Origin of the sequence: Sphingomonas carotinifaciens, assembly GCF_009789535.1 — a bacterium.
Classification (GTDB): domain Bacteria; phylum Pseudomonadota; class Alphaproteobacteria; order Sphingomonadales; family Sphingomonadaceae; genus Sphingomonas; species Sphingomonas carotinifaciens.
Genome location: NZ_WSUT01000005.1, coordinates 3,016,247 through 3,033,828, shown reverse-complemented (window position 1 = coordinate 3,033,828; position 17,582 = coordinate 3,016,247). Strand labels below are relative to the sequence as shown.

At 66.7% G+C, this 17,582-nt stretch carries 14 protein-coding genes and 1 tRNA gene; 8 read left to right on the top strand and 7 right to left on the bottom strand.

Going from position 1 to position 17,582, the window contains the following annotated elements; all coding sequences use genetic code 11:
* The first annotated feature begins 156 nt into the window (after positions 1-156).
* Both GQR91_RS16080 and GQR91_RS16075 read left to right on the top strand, forming a co-directional pair.
* On the top strand, positions 157-1,665 hold the full coding sequence (locus tag GQR91_RS16080) for a YifB family Mg chelatase-like AAA ATPase (protein WP_149680771.1): 1,509 nt from the start codon (positions 157-159) through the stop codon (positions 1,663-1,665).
* 45 nt (positions 1,666-1,710) lie between these two features.
* Positions 1,711-1,795, top strand: a tRNA-Leu gene (locus GQR91_RS16075).
* A 33-nt stretch (positions 1,796-1,828) separates the two neighbouring features.
* Here GQR91_RS16075 and cysS read toward each other — a convergent pair.
* The 4 genes from cysS to GQR91_RS16055 all read right to left on the bottom strand — a co-directional run bounded on the left by cysS (position 1,829) and on the right by GQR91_RS16055 (position 6,561).
* On the bottom strand, positions 1,829-3,271 hold the full coding sequence (cysS, locus tag GQR91_RS16070; protein WP_149680770.1) for a cysteine--tRNA ligase: 1,443 nt from the start codon (positions 3,269-3,271) through the stop codon (positions 1,829-1,831).
* Between the two features lie 143 nt (positions 3,272-3,414).
* The gene (locus tag GQR91_RS16065) at positions 3,415-4,323 is read right to left on the bottom strand and encodes an intradiol ring-cleavage dioxygenase (RefSeq protein ID WP_149680769.1); all 909 of its coding nucleotides are present in this window, start codon (positions 4,321-4,323) and stop codon (positions 3,415-3,417) included.
* A gap of 110 nt (positions 4,324-4,433) precedes the next feature.
* Positions 4,434-5,822: a sensor histidine kinase gene (locus tag GQR91_RS16060; protein ID WP_149680768.1), complete on the bottom strand. Its 1,389-nt coding sequence runs from the start codon at positions 5,820-5,822 to the stop codon at positions 4,434-4,436.
* Entirely contained in the window at positions 5,806-6,561 is a 756-nt protein-coding gene (locus GQR91_RS16055; protein WP_149680767.1) for a response regulator, read from the bottom strand. The genes GQR91_RS16060 and GQR91_RS16055 overlap by 17 nt, the downstream gene beginning before the upstream one ends.
* Before the next feature lie 266 nt (positions 6,562-6,827).
* On the opposite strand from GQR91_RS16055, the gene rpsU reads away from it, so the two are divergent.
* The 4 genes from rpsU to GQR91_RS16035 all read left to right on the top strand — a co-directional run bounded on the left by rpsU (position 6,828) and on the right by GQR91_RS16035 (position 10,714).
* On the top strand, positions 6,828-7,034 hold the full coding sequence (rpsU, locus tag GQR91_RS16050) for a 30S ribosomal protein S21 (protein ID WP_149681428.1): 207 nt from the start codon (positions 6,828-6,830) through the stop codon (positions 7,032-7,034).
* Between the two features lie 119 nt (positions 7,035-7,153).
* Positions 7,154-7,753 carry an FKBP-type peptidyl-prolyl cis-trans isomerase gene (locus GQR91_RS16045; protein WP_149680766.1) on the top strand — a complete coding sequence of 200 codons (600 nt, stop codon included), beginning with the start codon at positions 7,154-7,156 and terminating at the stop codon, positions 7,751-7,753.
* Positions 7,754-8,172: 419 nt separating this feature from the next.
* Positions 8,173-8,646, top strand: coding sequence for a hypothetical protein (locus GQR91_RS16040; RefSeq protein WP_149680765.1), 474 nt, complete (start codon positions 8,173-8,175; stop codon positions 8,644-8,646).
* A gap of 115 nt (positions 8,647-8,761) precedes the next feature.
* Positions 8,762-10,714, top strand: coding sequence for a glycoside hydrolase family 84 protein (locus tag GQR91_RS16035; RefSeq protein ID WP_235903821.1), 1,953 nt, complete (start codon positions 8,762-8,764; stop codon positions 10,712-10,714).
* 21 nt (positions 10,715-10,735) lie between these two features.
* Here the strand turns inward: GQR91_RS16035 and GQR91_RS16030 are convergent, their stop codons facing one another.
* Positions 10,736-11,974, bottom strand: coding sequence for a dienelactone hydrolase family protein (locus tag GQR91_RS16030; protein WP_149680763.1), 1,239 nt, complete (start codon positions 11,972-11,974; stop codon positions 10,736-10,738).
* Between the two features lie 38 nt (positions 11,975-12,012).
* On the opposite strand from GQR91_RS16030, the gene GQR91_RS16025 reads away from it, so the two are divergent.
* Positions 12,013-13,872 carry a M1 family metallopeptidase gene (locus GQR91_RS16025; RefSeq protein ID WP_149680762.1) on the top strand — a complete coding sequence of 620 codons (1,860 nt, stop codon included), beginning with the start codon at positions 12,013-12,015 and terminating at the stop codon, positions 13,870-13,872.
* A gap of 221 nt (positions 13,873-14,093) precedes the next feature.
* On the top strand, positions 14,094-14,597 hold the full coding sequence (locus GQR91_RS16020; protein ID WP_174236568.1) for a CHAP domain-containing protein: 504 nt from the start codon (positions 14,094-14,096) through the stop codon (positions 14,595-14,597).
* A gap of 163 nt (positions 14,598-14,760) precedes the next feature.
* Here GQR91_RS16020 and GQR91_RS16015 read toward each other — a convergent pair whose 3' ends face one another.
* Together GQR91_RS16015 and GQR91_RS16010 are read right to left on the bottom strand one after the other, a co-directional pair.
* A complete protein-coding gene (locus tag GQR91_RS16015) occupies positions 14,761-16,059 on the bottom strand; it encodes an MFS transporter (RefSeq protein WP_149680761.1) in 1,299 nt (432 codons plus the stop codon).
* A 22-nt stretch (positions 16,060-16,081) separates the two neighbouring features.
* On the bottom strand, positions 16,082-17,566 hold the full coding sequence (locus tag GQR91_RS16010; protein WP_149680760.1) for an alginate export family protein: 1,485 nt from the start codon (positions 17,564-17,566) through the stop codon (positions 16,082-16,084).
* Positions 17,567-17,582: the final 16 nt, after the last annotated feature.

Below are 17,582 nucleotides of genomic sequence, written 5' to 3'. Positions count from 1 at the left end.
TCTGAATAGAAAAGGGCCGCCACGGGGACGGCCTTGCTGGGGGTGCGCATAGGCAAAGCAGGTCCCCAAGTCAACGCGCTGCATCATCCGCGGTCCCCGCACGATGCCATCTGTTTCGCTGGTGAAAAAGCGTTACAGATGGGGCGGGGGGAATGCATGGCAACGATCGTGTCCACGGTGGCGTATCTGGGGCTGGAGGCGCGCGCCGTCGAGGTGCAGGTGCAATTGATTCCCGGCCTGCCGGCGTTCAACCTGGTGGGACTGGCCGACAAGGCGGTGGGCGAAAGCCGCGAGCGGGTGCGCGGAGCGATCGCGGCGATGGGGCTGGCCCTGCCGCCCAAGCGGATCGCGGTCAACCTGTCGCCGGCCGACCTGCCCAAGGAGGGATCGCATTTCGACCTGCCGATCGCGCTCGCCTTGCTGGGTGCGATGGGGGTGATCGATGCCGAGACGCTGGCCGAGCATGTCGTGGTCGGCGAACTGGGTCTGGACGGGCGGATCGCCCCGTCGCCGGGCGTGCTGCTCGCCGCGCTGCATGCCGCCGCCGAGGACAAGGCGCTGATCTGTCCGGCGGCGCAGGGGCCGGAGGCGGCATGGGCGGGATCGGTCGCGGTGGTGGCGGCGCCGGATCTGTTGTCGCTCATCAACCACCTGAAGGGGCACCAATTGCTGTCGGCGCCGGTGCCGGGGGCGGTGGACGATGCGGCGTCTGGGCCGGATCTGGCGCAAGTGAAGGGGCAGGAAACCGCCAAGCGTGCGCTGGAGATCGCGGCGGCGGGCGGGCACAACCTGCTGATGTGCGGGCCGCCGGGATCGGGCAAGTCGCTGATGGCGGCGTGCCTGCCGGGCATCCTGCCGCCGCTGGACGCGGCCGAGGCCCTGGAAGTGTCGATGGTGCAATCGGTGGCGGGCACGCTGGCGGGCGGGCGGCTGACGCGGGTGCGGCCTTTCCGCCATCCCCATCACTCCGCATCGATGGCGGCGCTGACGGGCGGCGGGCTGAAGGTGAAGCCGGGCGAGGTGAGCCTTGCGCATCTGGGCGTGCTGTTCCTGGACGAACTGCCCGAATTCCAGCGCGCGGTGCTCGATTCGCTGCGCCAGCCGCTGGAGACGGGCAGCGTCAGCGTGGCGCGGGCCAATGCGCATGTCACCTTTCCGGCGCGCGTGCAGTTGATCGCGGCGATGAACCCGTGCCGCTGCGGTCATCTGGGCGATGCCGCACTCGCCTGCGCACGGGCGCCGCGCTGTGCCGCGGATTACCAGGCCAAGGTGTCGGGGCCATTGCTGGACCGGATCGACATCCATATCGACGTGCAGCCGGTAAGCGCCGTCGACCTGATGCTGCCGCCGCCGGCGGAAGGGTCGGCAGAGGTCGCGGCGCGCGTCGCGGCGGCGAGGGCGGTGCAGGCGGCACGCTATGGCGGGCATGGCGTGCGGACGAATGCCGAGGCGGATGGCGCGCTGCTCGACCGGGTGGCCACGCCGGACGGGGCGGGGCGGGCGCTGCTGGCGCAGGCGGCCGAGGCGATGCGGCTGACGGCGCGGGGTTTTACCCGCATCCTGCGCGTGGCGCGCACCATCGCCGATCTGGACAGCAGCGAAACGGTGCGGCGCCTGCATGTGGCCGAAGCACTCAGCTATCGTCGGCGACCGCCGGTGAATTGATGACTTGCGAAGCGAAGCCCGCTCGTCTAGCGACGCGGCTTCGCTGCCCCTGTGGCGAAATTGGTAGACGCATTCGACTCAAAATCGAACGCCGCAAGGCATGCTGGTTCGAGTCCGGCCAGGGGCACCACAGACCGGTTGAGCAGGACATGCCGACGCCCGGTCAGAGCGTCGGGCGCCAGTCCCAGCCGAGCGGGTCGCCATCCATCACCTCCACGCCGCCGGCCGCTAGTGCGTCGCGAATCGCATCCGAACGGGGGAAATCCTTCGCCGCGCGCGCTTCGCGGCGTTCGGCCAGATGCGCCTCGACCTCCGCTTCCGTCAGCGTCGCCGCGGCGGGACGGACGCGCAGCGCGGCGCGGGTCAGCGTGGTGAGTTGCAGGCCCAGTACCGCGTCGAAATCGTCCAGTGCCGCCAGGCGACGAGCGGGGGCGATGCGCTTGTCGGCGAGCAGCTCGTCCAGCACCGGCAGCGCGCGGGGCGTCGCGAGGTCGTCGGACAAGGCGGCGTCGAGGCGCTGGCGATAGTCCGCTGCATCGCCCTTGTCGGGGGCGTCGCTGCGCGCGCGCAGGACCTCCACCGACTGGACGAGGCGCTTCAGCCGGGTCTGGGCGGCGGCCAGATTGTCCCAGCTGAACTCCATTTCGGAGCGATATTGCGCCTGAAGACACATCAGCCGGTAGGCGAGCGGGTGGAAGCCGCGATCGACCAGCGCCTGAAGCGTGAGGAACGCGCCGGACGACTTGGACATCTTGCCCGAGCGCTCGACCAGGAAGTTGTTGTGCATCCAGATCGTCGCGCCGGTATCCGCCGAGCAGCTGTGCGCCTGGTTCTGCGCGATCTCGTTGGGGTGGTGGATCTCGCGGTGGTCGATCCCGCCGGTGTGGATGTCGAAGCGTTCGCCCAGATACATCTGGCTCATCACCGAGCATTCCAGATGCCAGCCCGGCGCGCCGCGACCCCAGGGGCTGTCCCATTCCATCTGGCGATTCTCGCCCGGGGTGGAGGCGCGCCAGATCGCGAAGTCGGCGGCGTGGCGCTTGCCCTCGACCGGGTCGATGCGGCTTTCGCCCTCGTCGTCCCTGTGCCGCGCGAGGCGGCCATAATCGGGCACGGTGCTGGTATCGAAATACAGGCCGTCGGCGAGCCGGTAGCAGTGCTTCGCCTCGATCGCGACGGCGAAGTCGATCATCGCTTGCACATGGTCGGTGGCGAGCGGGAAGCGGGTCGGCTCCCGGATGCCGAGGTCGGAAAGGTTCTGCTTGAACGCGGCGGTGTAATGGGCGGCGATCGCCCAGATATCCTGGCCGGTCTTTTTGGCGGCGGCTTCCATCTTGTCGTCGCCGGCATCGGCGTCCGAGGTCAGGTGGCCGACATCGGTGATGTTGATGATGTGGGTGAGCGCGCCCCAGCCCATGGCGGGGGCTTTCCAGGTCAGCGTGCGCGACAGCGTGTCGGTAAAGACATAGGCACGCAGATTGCCGATATGCGCATAATTGTAGACGGTGGGGCCGCAGGAATAGACGCGGATGTTTGCCGGGTCGAGCGGCTGGAACAGCTCGGGATTGCGCGTCAGGCTGTTATAGAGGGTGAGCGGCGTCGTCATGGCGCTGCCTTAGCGGGGCGGGCGCCAGCCCGAAAGGGGGCCCCGGTCGACCGTAACGAGGTCGACCGGGGCGGCACGACGACAGGGGGGCGTCGTGCCTTTGTACGGCAGGACCGGGAGCGTTCCTGCCGATCCGGTGAAGATCAGCGCGCGATGCCGATCACGGCCGAGCCGGTATAGCCGGCGGCAACGCTGCCCGTTAGGGTCGGCGTCTGCTGCGCGATCTGGGCAGCCGTGTTGTCACCGAAGACATTGTCGGACGACAGGCTGATGCGGGCGAAGTTAGTGGCACTGCTGGGATAGGTGGTGGTGTCGGCATAAACGGTGGTGCAGACCGCGCTGGGCAGGGCCAATTGCGAGACCAGCACGGCGTAGCGGCCGCTGGTTGCCGCGGTCAGGCTGGAAAAGACTTCGAAATGGATATGCGGCCAGCGTCCGCTGTAGCAGCCGGGAACGATCATGGTGAACGTCACCTCGCCATTTGCGTCGGTCACCTGCACGCCGCGCAGATAGCTTTCGGTCGCGGCGGTGTAGAGCGAGTAGTGGCCGCTGCGATCGCACATCCAAATGTAGACGGCGTAGCCCGATAGCGCGGCGCAGCTGGCGTTGACGTTCACCACCTTCAAGGTGAGGGTGAGTTGGACGCCCGTGGCGACAGTGCTGCTGCTGATGAAGCTGGAGCGGATGTCGGAGCGGACGATGCCGCTGGTGGTGAGAGCGTTGGACGTGGCGCCACTGGACGTGTTCGTACCATCGGCGGGATAAGGGCCGTTGGTTTCCGTAGGATCGGCGATGCAACCGGTGGTGGTCGTCGATGTCGGCGTCGGCGTTGGTGTGGCCGTTGCGGTCGGTGTCGGCGTCGCGGTGGCGGTGGCGCTGCTGACCACGGAAACCGTGTCGGCTTCGCTGCCGCCGCAACCGGCGACCACGGCGGCGGTGCCAACCCCGGCAAACCACTTCAACGCGCGGCGACGGGCGATCATCGCGTTCATCACCTTCAGGTCATGGGCGAGGCCCAGATCATGGTCTTCCACCTCGTGATCGTGCTGCATGTGCATCCTGCTTGCCCCCTGCCAAGTATCATTTCGTCGTCCAGCAAGGTGGCGGGCGCATGTCGCCAGCGTATGTCAGAACACTGAAATATTGTGTCGGCGTGTCGGCGTCAGTGCGACAGGGGCAGCGTGACACTGGCACGCGCGCCGGCGTCATCGGGGCGATTGCCAAGCGTCACTTCGCCGCCATGGCGTTCGGTAATCGCGCGAACGATGGCAAGGCCCAGTCCGGTGCCGCCAGTGGCGCGATTGCGTGACGGATCGCCGCGAACAAAGGGTTCGAACAGGCGGCCCACCTGTGCGGGATCGACGCCGGGGCCGGCATCATCGACGGTGACGGTTACTGTTTCGCCATCAAGGGTCCAGCCGACGATCGCACATTCGCCGTAGCGCACGGCGTTGGCGACGAGGTTCGTGAATAGCCGGCGCAATGCGACCGAATCGCCGCGAACGATGGCGCGGGGGCTGGCGATCAGCGTCACCGGCTCGCCCGCCTGGGCCATATCCTCGACCAGCGAGTCGAGCAGTGCGCCGAGATCGATACGGGCGCGCATCGGTGCCACCGCCTCGTCGCGGGCGAAGCGCAGGGCGGCACCGATCAATGCCCGCATCTCGTCGATGTCAGCGCTGGCGCGAGCATGCGCAGTCTCGGGCAGTTGTTCGATCCAAAAGGCGAGGCGGGAAAGCGGCGTGCCGAGATCATGCGCGATCGCGGCCAGCATGACGGTGCGCTGTTCGGCATGGCCCGCCAGCCGCGCATGCATCGCACGCACCGCCGCAGACAGGCGGCGCACCTCGCGCGAGCGGCTGTCGGGCAGGGGCGGCAGATCGGCACCAGCGCGCGCATGATCGGCGGCGGCGGCCAGTTGGGCAAGGGGGCGCGAGATCGCACGCGCCAGCATCCAGGCCGGGATGGAGAGGAGCAGGATCGCAACCAGCATGCCCGCCAGAACCGCAGCGTGCCAAGGCGTGAACACGCTGTAGGGGGCATTGCGCAGTACGTGCCAGCCATCGGGGCGGCGTAACGCCACCGTGAAGTGACCGCCCAGCCAGTCAGGCCGGATCGAATCGACACCGGGCGGGGGGCGCCCCTCCTCGATCCCGCGGGGAGGCTCGAAAGGAAGGCGATAGGGTACGCCACCCGAATAGACCCGGAGCTGTGCCATGGGCACGCCAAGCAGCTCTGCGAGACGCCGGGCGACGTAGGGGTTGGGCGTTTCGCCGACTTGCGGTTCGGGCGCGGTCGCTTCGCGGTGGACGATCAGGGCGGGGCCGCGCTGATCCGGGCTGCGGCCGGTTTCCAGGGTGGCGGCGAGGACGCTCAGGGGGCGGGGCGGGTCGCGGGGCGGGGGGCCATTGAAGGTGATGACGAACAAGGTCAGCGTCGCGACCATGACCGAGGCGATGACCAGCGCAAAGATCGGCTGTGCCAGACTGGGTGATGCCCGACGGGATGACGGCGGATCGGGCGGTCCGACGGGGTCAGCGCGTCTCAACATCGGCGACGAACATATAGCCTTCGTTGCGCACGGTGCGGATCAGGTCGTCGCCGCCGCGCATGTCGCCACGATTGAGTTTGCGACGCAGCCGGCTGACCTGCACGTCGATCGCGCGATCGAAGTGTTCGGCGGTGACCCCGCGGGCATGATCGAGCAGGAAGTCGCGGCTGAGCACGCGGCGGGGATGATCGACAAAGGTCATCAGCATCCGGAACTCGCCATCCGACAGGTTGATGACGACCTCGTCCGGATCGAGCAACTGGCGCCCGATCGGGTCCAGCCGCCAGCCAGCAAAGCGTTGCAGCGGGCGCGCGGCGGGTGCGGGGGGCTCGATGCGTGCCGGGGCGGTGGCATTGCGGCGCAGAACGGAGCGAATACGCGCCAGCAACTCGCGCGGATTGGCCGGCTTGGCGATGTAATCGTCCGCACCCATTTCCAGTCCCACGATTCGGTCCACTTCCTCGCCGATCACCGACAGGATGATGACCGACGGCGCCGTCGCGCGGTCAAGTGTGCGAAGGATGGACAAGCCGTCCTCTCCCGGCATCATCACGTCCAGCACAATCAGCGAATAGGCCTCGCGCGTCATCTGTGCGCGCATTTCGGTGGCATCGGCGGCGGTATCGACCACATAGCCATGCGCAGCGAGGAAGCCTGCGGTCAGTTCACGAATGCCGGGATCGTCGTCGACGATGAGGAGGCGGGTGGACAGGTCCAAGTCTGCGGCCGTTTGCAACATGCGCCAAGGGATCGGGCACAGGCGTATCGCGCACATGACAGGACTGCAACATCCCGTAACGATCATGCGATGATGGGCCCGTTGTTGCATCTTGGCCACATCGGCGTCGGGTAGCGGATCATGGCGAGACGCGCTTGCCAAGGATGCCCGGTGCTGCTAGGCGCCGCCTGTTCTCGACGCGGACTCGTTCGCGCCGACTATTTGCCATTCAGATTGACCGCTGCTCCGGCATGGACAGCGCCCATCGACCGGAGTTTTTTGGTTTTATGCAGATCATCGTTCGCGACAACAATGTCGACCAGGCTCTTCGCGCGCTGAAGAAGAAGCTGCAGCGCGAGGGCGTGTATCGCGAAATGAAGCTGCGCCGTCATTATGAGAAGCCGTCGGAGAAGCGTGCGCGCGAGCGTGCCGCTGCCGTGCGTCGGTCGCGCAAGCTGGAGCGCAAGCGCGCCGAGCGCGACGGCGCCCGGTAAGCGACCGGCCGGGCATCAGGCCGCGCTCCGTATCCACGGGGCGTGGCCGTCCGGCGTCACGTTTCCCGACCTATCACCGGTGACGGCCGGACCGGCACCGAAGAAGCAGGTGCTAATCGATGTCCACCGTCACCGCCGTGCCGCTGCAGCCCGTCAAGCGCAGCTATCTCATCTATCTGTGGCTGGGGCTGGTGCTCGCCTGCGTCGCGGCCGTCGCGCTGGCCACGCAGGGTGACGACTTCCTGACCCGCAACGCCCGCGGCAAGGGCGTGATGACCACCGCTTCGGGCCTGCAATACAAGGTGCTGGAGCCGGGTCAGCCGGGTGCGGCCAAGCCCACCGATGCCGATGTCGCGCTGGTCCAGTATGAGGGCAAGCTGCTGAACGGCACCACGTTCGACAAGTCGCAGCAACCGACGCCGATGCCGGTTTCGGCGGTGGTGCCCGGCTTCTCCGAAGCGCTGAAGCTGATGCCGAAGGGCGCCAAGTACCGCGTCTGGATCCCGGCCGCGCTGGGCTATGGCGAGCGCGAGGCGGGGCCGATCCCGGCCAATTCGACGCTGGTGTTCGACGTGCAGTTGCTCGACTTCCTGCCGGAAAGCGTCGTGCGGCAGATGCAGATGCGCCAGGGCATGGGCGGCGCGATGCCGGGTGGCGCGGCCCCTGGTGGTGCGATGCCGGGCGGCGCCGTTCCTGGCGCGCCGACGCCGACGAACTGATCGCGGGCGATCGCCAAAGGTTCAGAAGGGCTCCGCCAGATGTGGCGGGGCCCTTTTTGTTGTGCGTGCTGCACATCATCATGAACAGCTACTCGATTCCGCTTTTACGTAAAAGCAGGCTTGCGGCAAGACGCCTATGGCATGGCATGATGCAGAAAGAGGACGGGTTATCATCCATCGTTGGTAAAAAGGTCAATGACTTGGCATTGGGGGTGCATCGACTTCGCTCGTCGGGCGAAGGAATATGTGATTTGATAATTCAGCCTAGGGAAGTTGACATTTCCAGCATATGATACGGAGATGCCTGCGCTCCTTATCTTGCTAGCGACGACGCAACTTGGCTTTGTTTTACAGAAGCCCATGAAATCGTTACGCCGCAAGTGGCGGCCGAACGGGTGAGCGCATGTGGACTGGGTACGGTGTCGGTGCGATCGGATGCGGATCTGGATGCCGACATACTTGTCGTTGCCAAGGCCGATCATGTTACCGAGCAGCAACTTGCCTGTGCCGAAAAGGCGGCAAACTATTATGACGTGGAACTGACGTCGTCGCTTCAGCCTCGGTTCGAGGCACTTCGTGAAGCTCGCATGGCCGCTGTCATGGTCAGTCGCGCCCGTGATTGGCTTCGCAAGCATGATCTTCTCGACCGTCTGCCTGACTATCGCCCCGGCCTGACCGATGACGCGGCATTCGCCCGGAAGATCGAAACGCTCTGCGACGCGCAGGGGGCGCTAGAGTCCGCCGATGGTCCGCGTCTGCTGAATACACAATGGGCCATGCAGCACATGACCCCGCCTGACATGAAGACCGGACCGATGGAATGCCTGTTCAACGCAACAGCGGCGGCAGGGTTTGACGTCGGCTTTATCGGGAATCGGCCAAACACCCCCTGACCGCCGGTCGGCCTTATCGTGCCACCTCATCCCTGACTTGCCGCGACCCGCACATCCTCCTAATCATTGGTCAATAATACCAATTCGATACCGGAGAACAGGGATGACGCGAGGCATGGGCAGGATCGGCGCCAACTCGATGATGGTCGCGGCGGCGGCGCTGGCGGTGATGGCGGCGCCCGCATCCGCACAGCCGGCGACGTTGCCGGCGATCTTCCCCGCGCCGGTATCGATGACGTTGGGGCAAGGGGTGGTCGCCTTGGGTTCCTCGGTGGTGCTGGTCGCCGGCGCCGATGCCGATCCCGCGACGGTGGCACTGGTGCGTGGCATCCTGACCTCGGCCGGAGTCAAGACGATCACGACCGCGCGGCGGGTGCCGGCGACGCTGGACGGGGTGTATGTCGTGGTGGGCACCGGCGGCGATGCGGTGGTGCGCGATGCGCTGGCGCGCAGCGGGGCCAGGATCGGTGATGAGGCCGAGGGCTATACGATCACCAGCGTCGCGCAGGGGCGCGGCGGGCTGATCGCGCTGGCGGGGCGCGATGGCGACGGGGTGTTCCATGCCGCGCAGACATTCCGCCAACTGGCACGGCGCGGCACGATCCCCGCGCTGGTGATCCAGGACCATCCGGCCATGCCCATCCGCGGCACGATCGAAGGTTTCTACGGCGCGCCCTGGACGATGGCGGACCGGACCAAGCATCTGGACTTCCTTGCCAGCGTCAAGGCGAACACCTATGTCTACAGCCCCAAGGACGATCCCTATGCCCGCGATCGCTGGCGCGAGCCCTATCCCGCCGAGACGCTGTCGGCGCTGGGCACGCTGGCCGCGGCGGCGCGGCGCAACCATGTCGACTTCGTTTATGCGATCTCGCCGGGGCCGACGGTGTGTTTTTCCGATGCGGCCGACCTGAGCGCGCTGGAGCGCAAGTTCGATGCGCTGCGCGGGATCGGCGTCCACAGCTTCTATGTGGCGCTGGATGATATCGAATATACCAAGTGGAATTGCGAGCAGGACAAGGCGGCCTTTGGCCCATCGGGTGCGGAGGCGGCGGGGATTGCGCAGTCGAAGCTGTTGAACGCAGTGCAGGCCGATCTCCTTGCCAAGGACCGGGCGTCGCGACCGCTGATCATGGTGCCGACCGAATATTTCGACGCCAAGGAAAGCCCGTACAAGGCGGCACTGCGCAAGCATCTCGACCCGCGCATCGTGGTGCAATGGACCGGCACGGACGTGGTGCCGCCGGCGATCTCGGTGCCCGACGCCAAGGCGGCGACCAAGGCGTTCGGGCGCAAGACGCTGCTGTGGGACAATTATCCGGTCAACGACTATGCGCAGACGACCGGGCGGTTGCTGATGGCGCCCTATGCGCGGCGTGAGGCGGGGCTGGCCAGCGAGTTGACCGGCATCCTGTCCAACCCGATGAACCAGGAGGCGCCGAGCCGGGTCGCGGTGACGGGCGTTGCGGCCTTTGCCTGGAACGACAAGGGCTATGATGCGGAGCGGACCTGGCATGCCGCGGCGCGCGAACTGGCGGGGGGCGATGCCCGCGCGACCGAGGCGTTGCTGGTGTTCTTCGATACGCAGCACATGGCGCCGACCTTTGGCAGCCAGCCCTGGCAGGAGCAGGCACCGCGGCTGAAGGCGGTGCTGGACCGGGTGCGCGAGGCGATCGCGGACGGCGATGCGGCGGCGCGGGCCGAGGCGATCGCCGAACTGCGCGAAACGGCGGATGCGATGGCGGGGGCGCCCGACATCATCCGCTCGGGCACCGTCGATCCGGGCTTTGCGGCCCAGTCGGCCCCGTGGCTGGATGCGATGCAGCGCTGGGGCCGTGCGTTGCGACTGACCGCGGCCGGGCTGGATGCCGCCGACCGGGGCAATGGTGCGGCGGTGCGCTACTTCGCCGATGCCAAACGCATCGCGGGCGAGGCGGCGGCCGTCCAGAGCATTCCCGGCGCGACGCGCTTCGACGGACCGATCAGAATCGCGGACGGCGTGCTGGACGTCTTCGTCGCGGATGCGCCGACGCTGATCGCGCTGCCGCCGGCCGCTCCCGCACGGTAAAGCGGCCGACTGCGGCGATGCTCAAAGGGTGAGCATCGCCGTGGCGGCGGAGGCGGCGTCGGCGCGCTCCGCCAGCGATGCCTGAATGGCGGCGGCGGTGCGCGGCACCTTGCCCTTGTAGGCGATGCGGCCGTTCACCGTCACGGTGACGGGGCGGTCGAGGTTTAGCAGGTGATCCGACAGGCGCAGGGACGTGCCGGCCGGCACGTCTCCGGTCAGGGTGATCGACTGGCCATCTGCGGTCGCGACGATCTTGTCGCCCGCCTTGGCGGCGGCGGCGTCGGGGATCTGCAGCCAGTAGAAGCGGTCGCTGGTCACGTCGTCCTGCACCCAGACGACACGCTTCGGCCAGGGATTGCGGGTGAACTGCGCCATCCAGGGCAGCGCCTCTGCATCCTTGCGGTTCATCCAGTGGGGCAGGCCGGGATAGATGCGCGCCATGTGGACATAGCCGCCCGGGTCTGCGGCGTGCAGGCGGTCCATCTCGGCGGCCTTTTGCGCGGCGATCTTGTTGCGGTCATAGGCACTGTCCGCGCCGCCCATGAAGATGGCGAAGGGCAGGTTGCGCAAGGGTAGCAGCGTCGATTCATTGGGGTGGCCCGCCATCGTCGCGGCGGCGGCGAAGCGGTCCGCCATGCGCGGCGCCAATTGCCAGACGCCGTCGCCGCCGGCGGAATAGCCCATCAGATAGATCTTGTTCGGGTCAACGCCGTTCAGCGCGACCTGCGCGTCGATCAGCCGCTGGAACAGGGGATCGATATGCCCCTCGTGCCACAGGTTCCAGGTGTCGGTGGGCGCGCGGGGGGCGAGATAGATGCCCTCGGCCGGTTCGTAGAGGCGGATCTGGTTGCGCCATTGCTGGTCGTTCACCGCCGGCTCGGCATTGCCGCCGCCGTGCATGGAAATCCAGAGACTGCGACCGCCCTTCGGCGCGGTGCCGAAGACCTTGCTTTCCCATTTCAGCGTCTTGTCGCCGATAGTGATCGACTTTGCCGCAAGCTGGGTCCGATATTCGTCGGCCACCGCCTGAAGGCGGGCGGCCGCCATCTGGTCGAGCATCCGGGCAGCGGCATCGCGGGACAGGCCCCTGGCGGCATGGACGGTCTCCGGTCGTGGCGCAGGGGTCTGGGGAAGCGTCGCAGCGATGGCGGCGGCAAGGACGGGGGTAAGCCAGAAGTGCATGGCGGGGCTTTTAGCGGGCATGGTGGCGGTGTCGATGGTGCGGGCATGGTGGCAGTTCATTTCCCATTCGGCCGGCATCCGCCTAAGGTGCAGCCATACTGACCTTTGGAGTTGCCATGCCTGCCACCGTTCTGGCGCTTGCCCCCATTCTCGCCCTTGCAGCACAGACGGCGCCTGTGCTCGCCACGCCAGAAGCGCGCGACGTGCACAGCCATGCCCGGCCGCTGGAGGCGCGGGTTTCCCATGTCTCGCTGAACCTGTTCGCCGATTTCGACAGCCATGTGCTGCGCGGGGTGGCGACATTGTCGATCGATGCCCGGCCGGGGGCGGGGCAGGTGGTGCTGGACGACAACAACTTGCGCATCGTCTCGGTCACCGATGCGGGTGGCAAGGCGTTGCCCTATACGGTGGGCAAGGGTGACGCGGTGCACGGCGCGCCGCTGACCGTGACGCTGAACGGGGCCAAGACGATCCGCATCGCCTATGCCTCCGCGCCCGAGGCGAAGGCGCTGCAATGGCTGAGCCCGGCGCAGACCGCGGGCAAGACGCAGCCCTTCCTGTTCAGCCAGGGCGAGGCGATCCTGAATCGCAGCTGGATCCCGACACAGGATTCGCCGGGCATTCGCCAGAGCTGGGACGCGACGATCGACGTGCCGGCCAAGCTGACGGCGGTGATGAGCGGCGAGGCGAAGGGCAAGGCGGTGTGCAAGGCGGATCGCTGTACCTATCGTTATGCGATGGACAAGCCGGTGGCGCCCTATCTGATCGCGCTGGCGGTGGGGGATGTTGCGTTTCGGGCGACGGGGGAGCGGACGGGGATCTGGGCGGAGCCGGTGACGCTGGACAAGGCGGCGTATGAGTTCGGGGAGCTGGACAAGTTCGTGGCAGCGGCCGAGGGGCTGTACGGACCCTATCGCTGGGGACGGTACGATGTGCTTGTGTTGCCGCCCTCTTTTCCGTTCGGGGGCATGGAGAACCCGACCCTGACCTTTGCCACGCCGACCGCGATTGCGGGCGACCGCAGCCTGGTCAGCCTGATCGCGCACGAACTGGCGCATAGCTGGTCGGGGAATCTGGTGACGAACGCGACGTGGAACGATTTCTGGCTGAACGAGGGCTTCACCAGCTATTTCGAGAACCGGATCATGGAGTCGCTGTACGGCCAGCGCCGCGCGGCCATGGAGGCCGATCTGGCGTGGACCGACATGCAGGCGGCGGTGAAGGATGCGGGCGGCCCGCAATCGCCCGATACGCGGCTGCACCTGGAACTGGACGCGTCGCGCGATCCCGACGACGGCATGACCCAGATCGCCTATGACAAGGGCGCGACCTTCCTGCGCACGATCGAGGCAACGGTGGGGCGGGCGCGGTGGGATGCGTATCTGCGCCGCTATTTCGACGTGCATGCCTTCCAGCCGCAGACCAGCGCGGGGTTCCTGGCCGATCTGAAGGCCAATCTGTTGAAGCCGGGCGAGGCGGAGCGGATCGGGGTGGACGCGTGGGTGTACCAGCCCGGCGTGCCCGCCAACGCGGTGCATGTGAAATCCGACGCGTTCCCGGCGATCGATGCAGCGGCCAAGGCGTTCGCGGCGGGCGGCCCGGTGTCGGCCGTTCCCGGCGAGGTGACGACGCAGGAATATGTCCGCTTCCTGACGCAGTTGCCGCGCAGCATGCCGGCGGAGCGGCTGCGCGCGCTGGACGAGCGGTTCCACTGGAACGAGACGGGAAACAGCGAGATCCGCTTTGCCTGGCTGCAACTGGCGCTGGCCAATCGCTATCCCCCGGCCAAGGCGTCGGCGGAGGCGTTCCTGACCGGTCAGGGACGGCGCAAGTTCGTCGCGCCGCTGTTTGCGCAGCTATGGGGGCAAGGCGACTGGGGCCGCGCCCTGGCGACGCGCATCTATGCCAAGGCGCGGCCGGGCTATCACGCAGTGACGGCGACCACCGTCGATCGCCTGATGAAGGCGGCGAATTAACCATTCGGTAAGCTTTTGGAAGAGCGCGCGACGATCGGTACATGCCAGGCATGCAGGTCGGCGACGATGAAACACAGTTCGTCGGATAAGGTTCCCGGCGCTCTTCCAAAAAATATCGGCACCCCGTAGCCAAAATTCATCACCTAGATTGGACCGGGGGGTCGCACGTGAGTGGAAAGTCGTTGGCAGCGCGTTTTGCGCTGGTGGTTTCGTGCGGCCTGATGATGGCCACGCCCGCAGCCGCACAATTCTGGCAGTGCGCACCCTATGCCCGCGAAATCTCGGGCATCGACATTCATGGCAATGCGAATACCTGGTGGGGCCAGGCCGAGGGCCGGTACGAGCGCGGCCATACCCCGCAGGCCGGATCGGTGCTGGCATTCGAGGCGACGCGGCGCATGCGGGTCGGCCATGTCGCGATGGTATCGCGCGTGGTGAGCGAGCGCGAAGTGCTGCTGACCCATGCCAACTGGTCGCGCCGCGGTGGCATCGAGCGTGACGTGCGCGCCATCGACATCTCGCCGAACAACGACTGGTCGCAGGTCAAGGTATGGTACGGCCCCAATGGCGGGCTGGGCACCTCCAGCTACCCGACCAAGGGCTTCATCTATGCGGGCCATGCCCCGAAGGCGCCGATGGTCGACGCACTGCCGCCGGTGCAGATCGCCAGCCAGGGCCCCGATCCGATGACGGGGATCTATACCTTTGCGGGTGAGGTTAAGTAACGTTTGAGCCCTCTCCCCAAAGGGGAGAGGAGGGCCCCGTCGCGAAGCGATGGGAGGGTGAGGGGCTGCCAAGCAGCGCTCCGCTTGTGGCAGCCCCTCACCCTTCCCACTGCCTTGCGGCAGCGGGCCCCTTCCCTCTCCCCGGAGGGGAGAGGGCGTAGGATCAGTCTTCCATGATCAGGCTGTTCTTCCGCGTGTCGCGCATGCGCAGGTAGATGACCAGCGAGATCGCGATCATGGCCGTCACATACCAGTAGAAGCCGCGCTCGAACCCGGCATCCTTGAACTTCAGCGCGACGAACTCGGCGGTGCCGCCGAAGATGGTGTTGGCGAGTGCATAGGGCAGCGCGACGCCGAGCGCGCGGATATGCGCGGGGAACAGCTCCGCCTTCACCACGGCGTTGATCGAGGTGTAGCCGGTGACGATGATCAGCGCGGCCATGACGAGCGCCCCGGCGACCCAGGGGTCGCGGGTCGTCTCCAGCGTGGAGAAGATCGGATAGGTGAAGCAGACGCCGGCGATGCCGAACGCGACCATCAGCGGCTTTCGCCCGATCCTGTCCGACAGGCCGCCGGCGAGCGGCTGGAGCAGCATGAAGACGAACAGGGTGGCGGCGTTGATCTGGCTGGCGACCGGGCGGCTGAAGCCTGACGTGTTGACCAGGAACTTCTGCATGTAGATCGAATAGGCGTAGAAGGCGAGCGTGCCGCCCGCGGTTAACAGCATCACCGTCAGCGTTTCGCGCGGATGATGCTTGATGAGCTGCAGGAAGCCGGACTTGGGCGCGCCTTCCTTCTTGGCGTTCTGATAGCTTTCCGTCTCGGCCAGGCCGCGGCGGATGTAGAAGACGACGACCGCCAGCACCGCGCCGATCGCGAACGGGATGCGCCAGCCCCAGGCGTCGAGATCCGCCTCGGGCAGTACCGTCTGGAGGATCAGCAGCACGCAGATGGCGAGCAACTGGCCGGAGATCAGCGTGACATATTGGAAGGACGAGAAGAAGCCGCGCCGGTCCTTGCCCGCCATTTCGGACAGGTAGGTGGCGCTGGCACCATATTCGCCGCCGACCGACAGGCCCTGCATCAGGCGCGCGATGACGAGCGCGGCGGGGGCGAACAGGCCGATCGTCGCATAGCCCGGCGTGACCGCGATGATGAGCGAGCCCGCGCACATCAGGGTGACCGACAGGGTCAGCCCCGCCTTGCGCCCCTTGCGATCGGCATAGATGCCCATGATCCAGGCACCGATCGGGCGCATGATGAAGCCGACCGCGAACACCGCCGCGGCGGACAGCAACTGGGCGGTGCGGTCTTCCGATGGGAAGAAATGCGGCGCGAAATAGAGCGTAAAGGCGGAATAGACATACCAGTCGAACCATTCGACCAGATTGCCGGTCGATCCGCCGATGATCGATTTCAGCCGGTGGTTGCGGGTGTCCGCACCCATTGCGGTTGATGCCATGTCTATTCCTCTTCGTAGGATATCAGAACCGGAAGCTAAACCACCCCGCGGCGAAAAACGAATTGTTCAAGCCGGCCCGGTCGAGCACGGTTTTCGCCTGGAGATGTTCCAGTCGGCCGGTGAAGGACAGGCGGGGCGTGATGCTCCACACCGCCTGAAGCCGGGCGACCTCGGCGATGGCGCGGCCGTCGACGGTTTGCGTGCCCGGCAGCGCGGCACCACTGGCGCGGTACACCGCGTCGTTTTCATCCGGGCGCCAGGCAAAGCCGTATTCGGCCGCGAGGCGCACGCCCTTGATCGGGGTAAAGGTGAAATTCGGTGCGGTGTAGAGCAAGTTCGTCGGCGTCAGGAACAGGCCGTAGCTGTAATAGATGTTGTTGCCGAACAGGCCGCTGGTCGTGTTCAGCGTGCCGCCGTCATAGCTGCCGCCGCCCGAGCCGTAATCGACATGGACGCCGACGCGCGGGGCATCGGCCGTCTTGCCCAGCTTGTAGGTCTGCGCGACGAACGCCTGCCAGCCGGAGATATTCTGGTTGCCGAAGGTGCCGCCCTGATGGTTGACGGTCCAGTCGATGGTGACCGGGCCGATGTCGCCATAGGTGTGCAGGCCGATGAAATAGCGTTCTTCACGCGCGATGCGGCCGCCCCAGGTCGCCGCGCGGTTGCGCAGGCGCCAGACGAACGGATCGGCATACAGCTTCGATCCGCCGAACAGGTCGGTGGGGATCTTGAAGCCGAAGGTCGCGCCGGAGAACCGGACATTGTCGTTCTTGCGGTCGTCGCTCAAGCCTTCATAGCCATAGGCAACGTAGTTCAGGTCGAAGACGTCGAGCCGGGTGGTGGCATTCCGCGCATAGGCGCGGACGCCGTCGAGCACGAAGAACAGCGTGTTGTTGTCGCGCGGCACGGTCAACAGTTGCGGGCCATCGGCAAAGGTCTGGCGACCGGCGCGGATGCCGCTGTCGAAGCCGGCGACATTGCCCTTCACCTCGGCGAAAAGCTGCTGCACGGCCAGATCGTTGCGCAGGTTGGCATTGGGCGTGCCGAGGTTGCGGCCGTTCAGGCTGGCATGACCGACCTCGCCGAAGACGCGGAAATGATCGCCCAGATGGACGTCCGCACCGCCGACCAGGCGAAGAATGTCCTGACGCTGGGCTTCGCGGTCCTGAAGATTGGGGTTGGTCGTCAGGTTGGTGCGGACGCGCGCCTCGCCGGAGAAGGTGACGTAGACATCGCCCTCCTGCGTCAGCTTCACGCATTTCAGCGCATCCAGCGGATCGTCGCGCTTGGCCGGGTCGCACATCCGGCGCCAATCCTCTGCCCAGCGCGACTGGTTGTAGCCGCCGGTGGTGGTGCCGTCGCCGGCGGCCGCGGACGGGTAGGCGCCGGTGGACGGGCTTGCACGCTCCGGGCTGTTGCCGGGGATCGCACTTTGGGCGTTGGCGGCCATGGGGGCGAGCCCCGGGGCGAGGGCGATCGCGGCCCCCGCCAACCAGACGTTCTTCATTCTATTCCTCTCTGAA

What these genes read in the sequence shown, in the direction of transcription:
- GQR91_RS16080 (WP_149680771.1), top strand. Translation starts at nt 157, where the DNA reads ATGGCAACGATCGTGTCCACGGTGGCGTATCTGGGGCTGGAGGCGCGC.
- GQR91_RS16060 (WP_149680768.1), bottom strand. Translation starts at nt 5,822, where the DNA reads ATGTTGAGACGCGCTGACCCCGTCGGACCGCCCGATCCGCCGTCATCC.
- GQR91_RS16055 (WP_149680767.1), bottom strand. Translation starts at nt 6,561, where the DNA reads ATGTTGCAAACGGCCGCAGACTTGGACCTGTCCACCCGCCTCCTCATC.
- cysS (WP_149680770.1), bottom strand. Translation starts at nt 3,271, where the DNA reads ATGACGACGCCGCTCACCCTCTATAACAGCCTGACGCGCAATCCCGAG.
- GQR91_RS16025 (WP_149680762.1), top strand. Translation starts at nt 12,013, where the DNA reads ATGCCTGCCACCGTTCTGGCGCTTGCCCCCATTCTCGCCCTTGCAGCA.
- GQR91_RS16045 (WP_149680766.1), top strand. Translation starts at nt 7,154, where the DNA reads ATGTCCACCGTCACCGCCGTGCCGCTGCAGCCCGTCAAGCGCAGCTAT.
- GQR91_RS16030 (WP_149680763.1), bottom strand. Translation starts at nt 11,974, where the DNA reads ATGCCGGCCGAATGGGAAATGAACTGCCACCATGCCCGCACCATCGAC.
- GQR91_RS16010 (WP_149680760.1), bottom strand. Translation starts at nt 17,566, where the DNA reads ATGAAGAACGTCTGGTTGGCGGGGGCCGCGATCGCCCTCGCCCCGGGG.
- GQR91_RS16020 (WP_174236568.1), top strand. Translation starts at nt 14,094, where the DNA reads ATGATGGCCACGCCCGCAGCCGCACAATTCTGGCAGTGCGCACCCTAT.
- GQR91_RS16035 (WP_235903821.1), top strand. Translation starts at nt 8,762, where the DNA reads ATGGGCAGGATCGGCGCCAACTCGATGATGGTCGCGGCGGCGGCGCTG.
- GQR91_RS16065 (WP_149680769.1), bottom strand. Translation starts at nt 4,323, where the DNA reads ATGCAGCACGATCACGAGGTGGAAGACCATGATCTGGGCCTCGCCCAT.
- rpsU (WP_149681428.1), top strand. Translation starts at nt 6,828, where the DNA reads ATGCAGATCATCGTTCGCGACAACAATGTCGACCAGGCTCTTCGCGCG.
- GQR91_RS16015 (WP_149680761.1), bottom strand. Translation starts at nt 16,059, where the DNA reads ATGGCATCAACCGCAATGGGTGCGGACACCCGCAACCACCGGCTGAAA.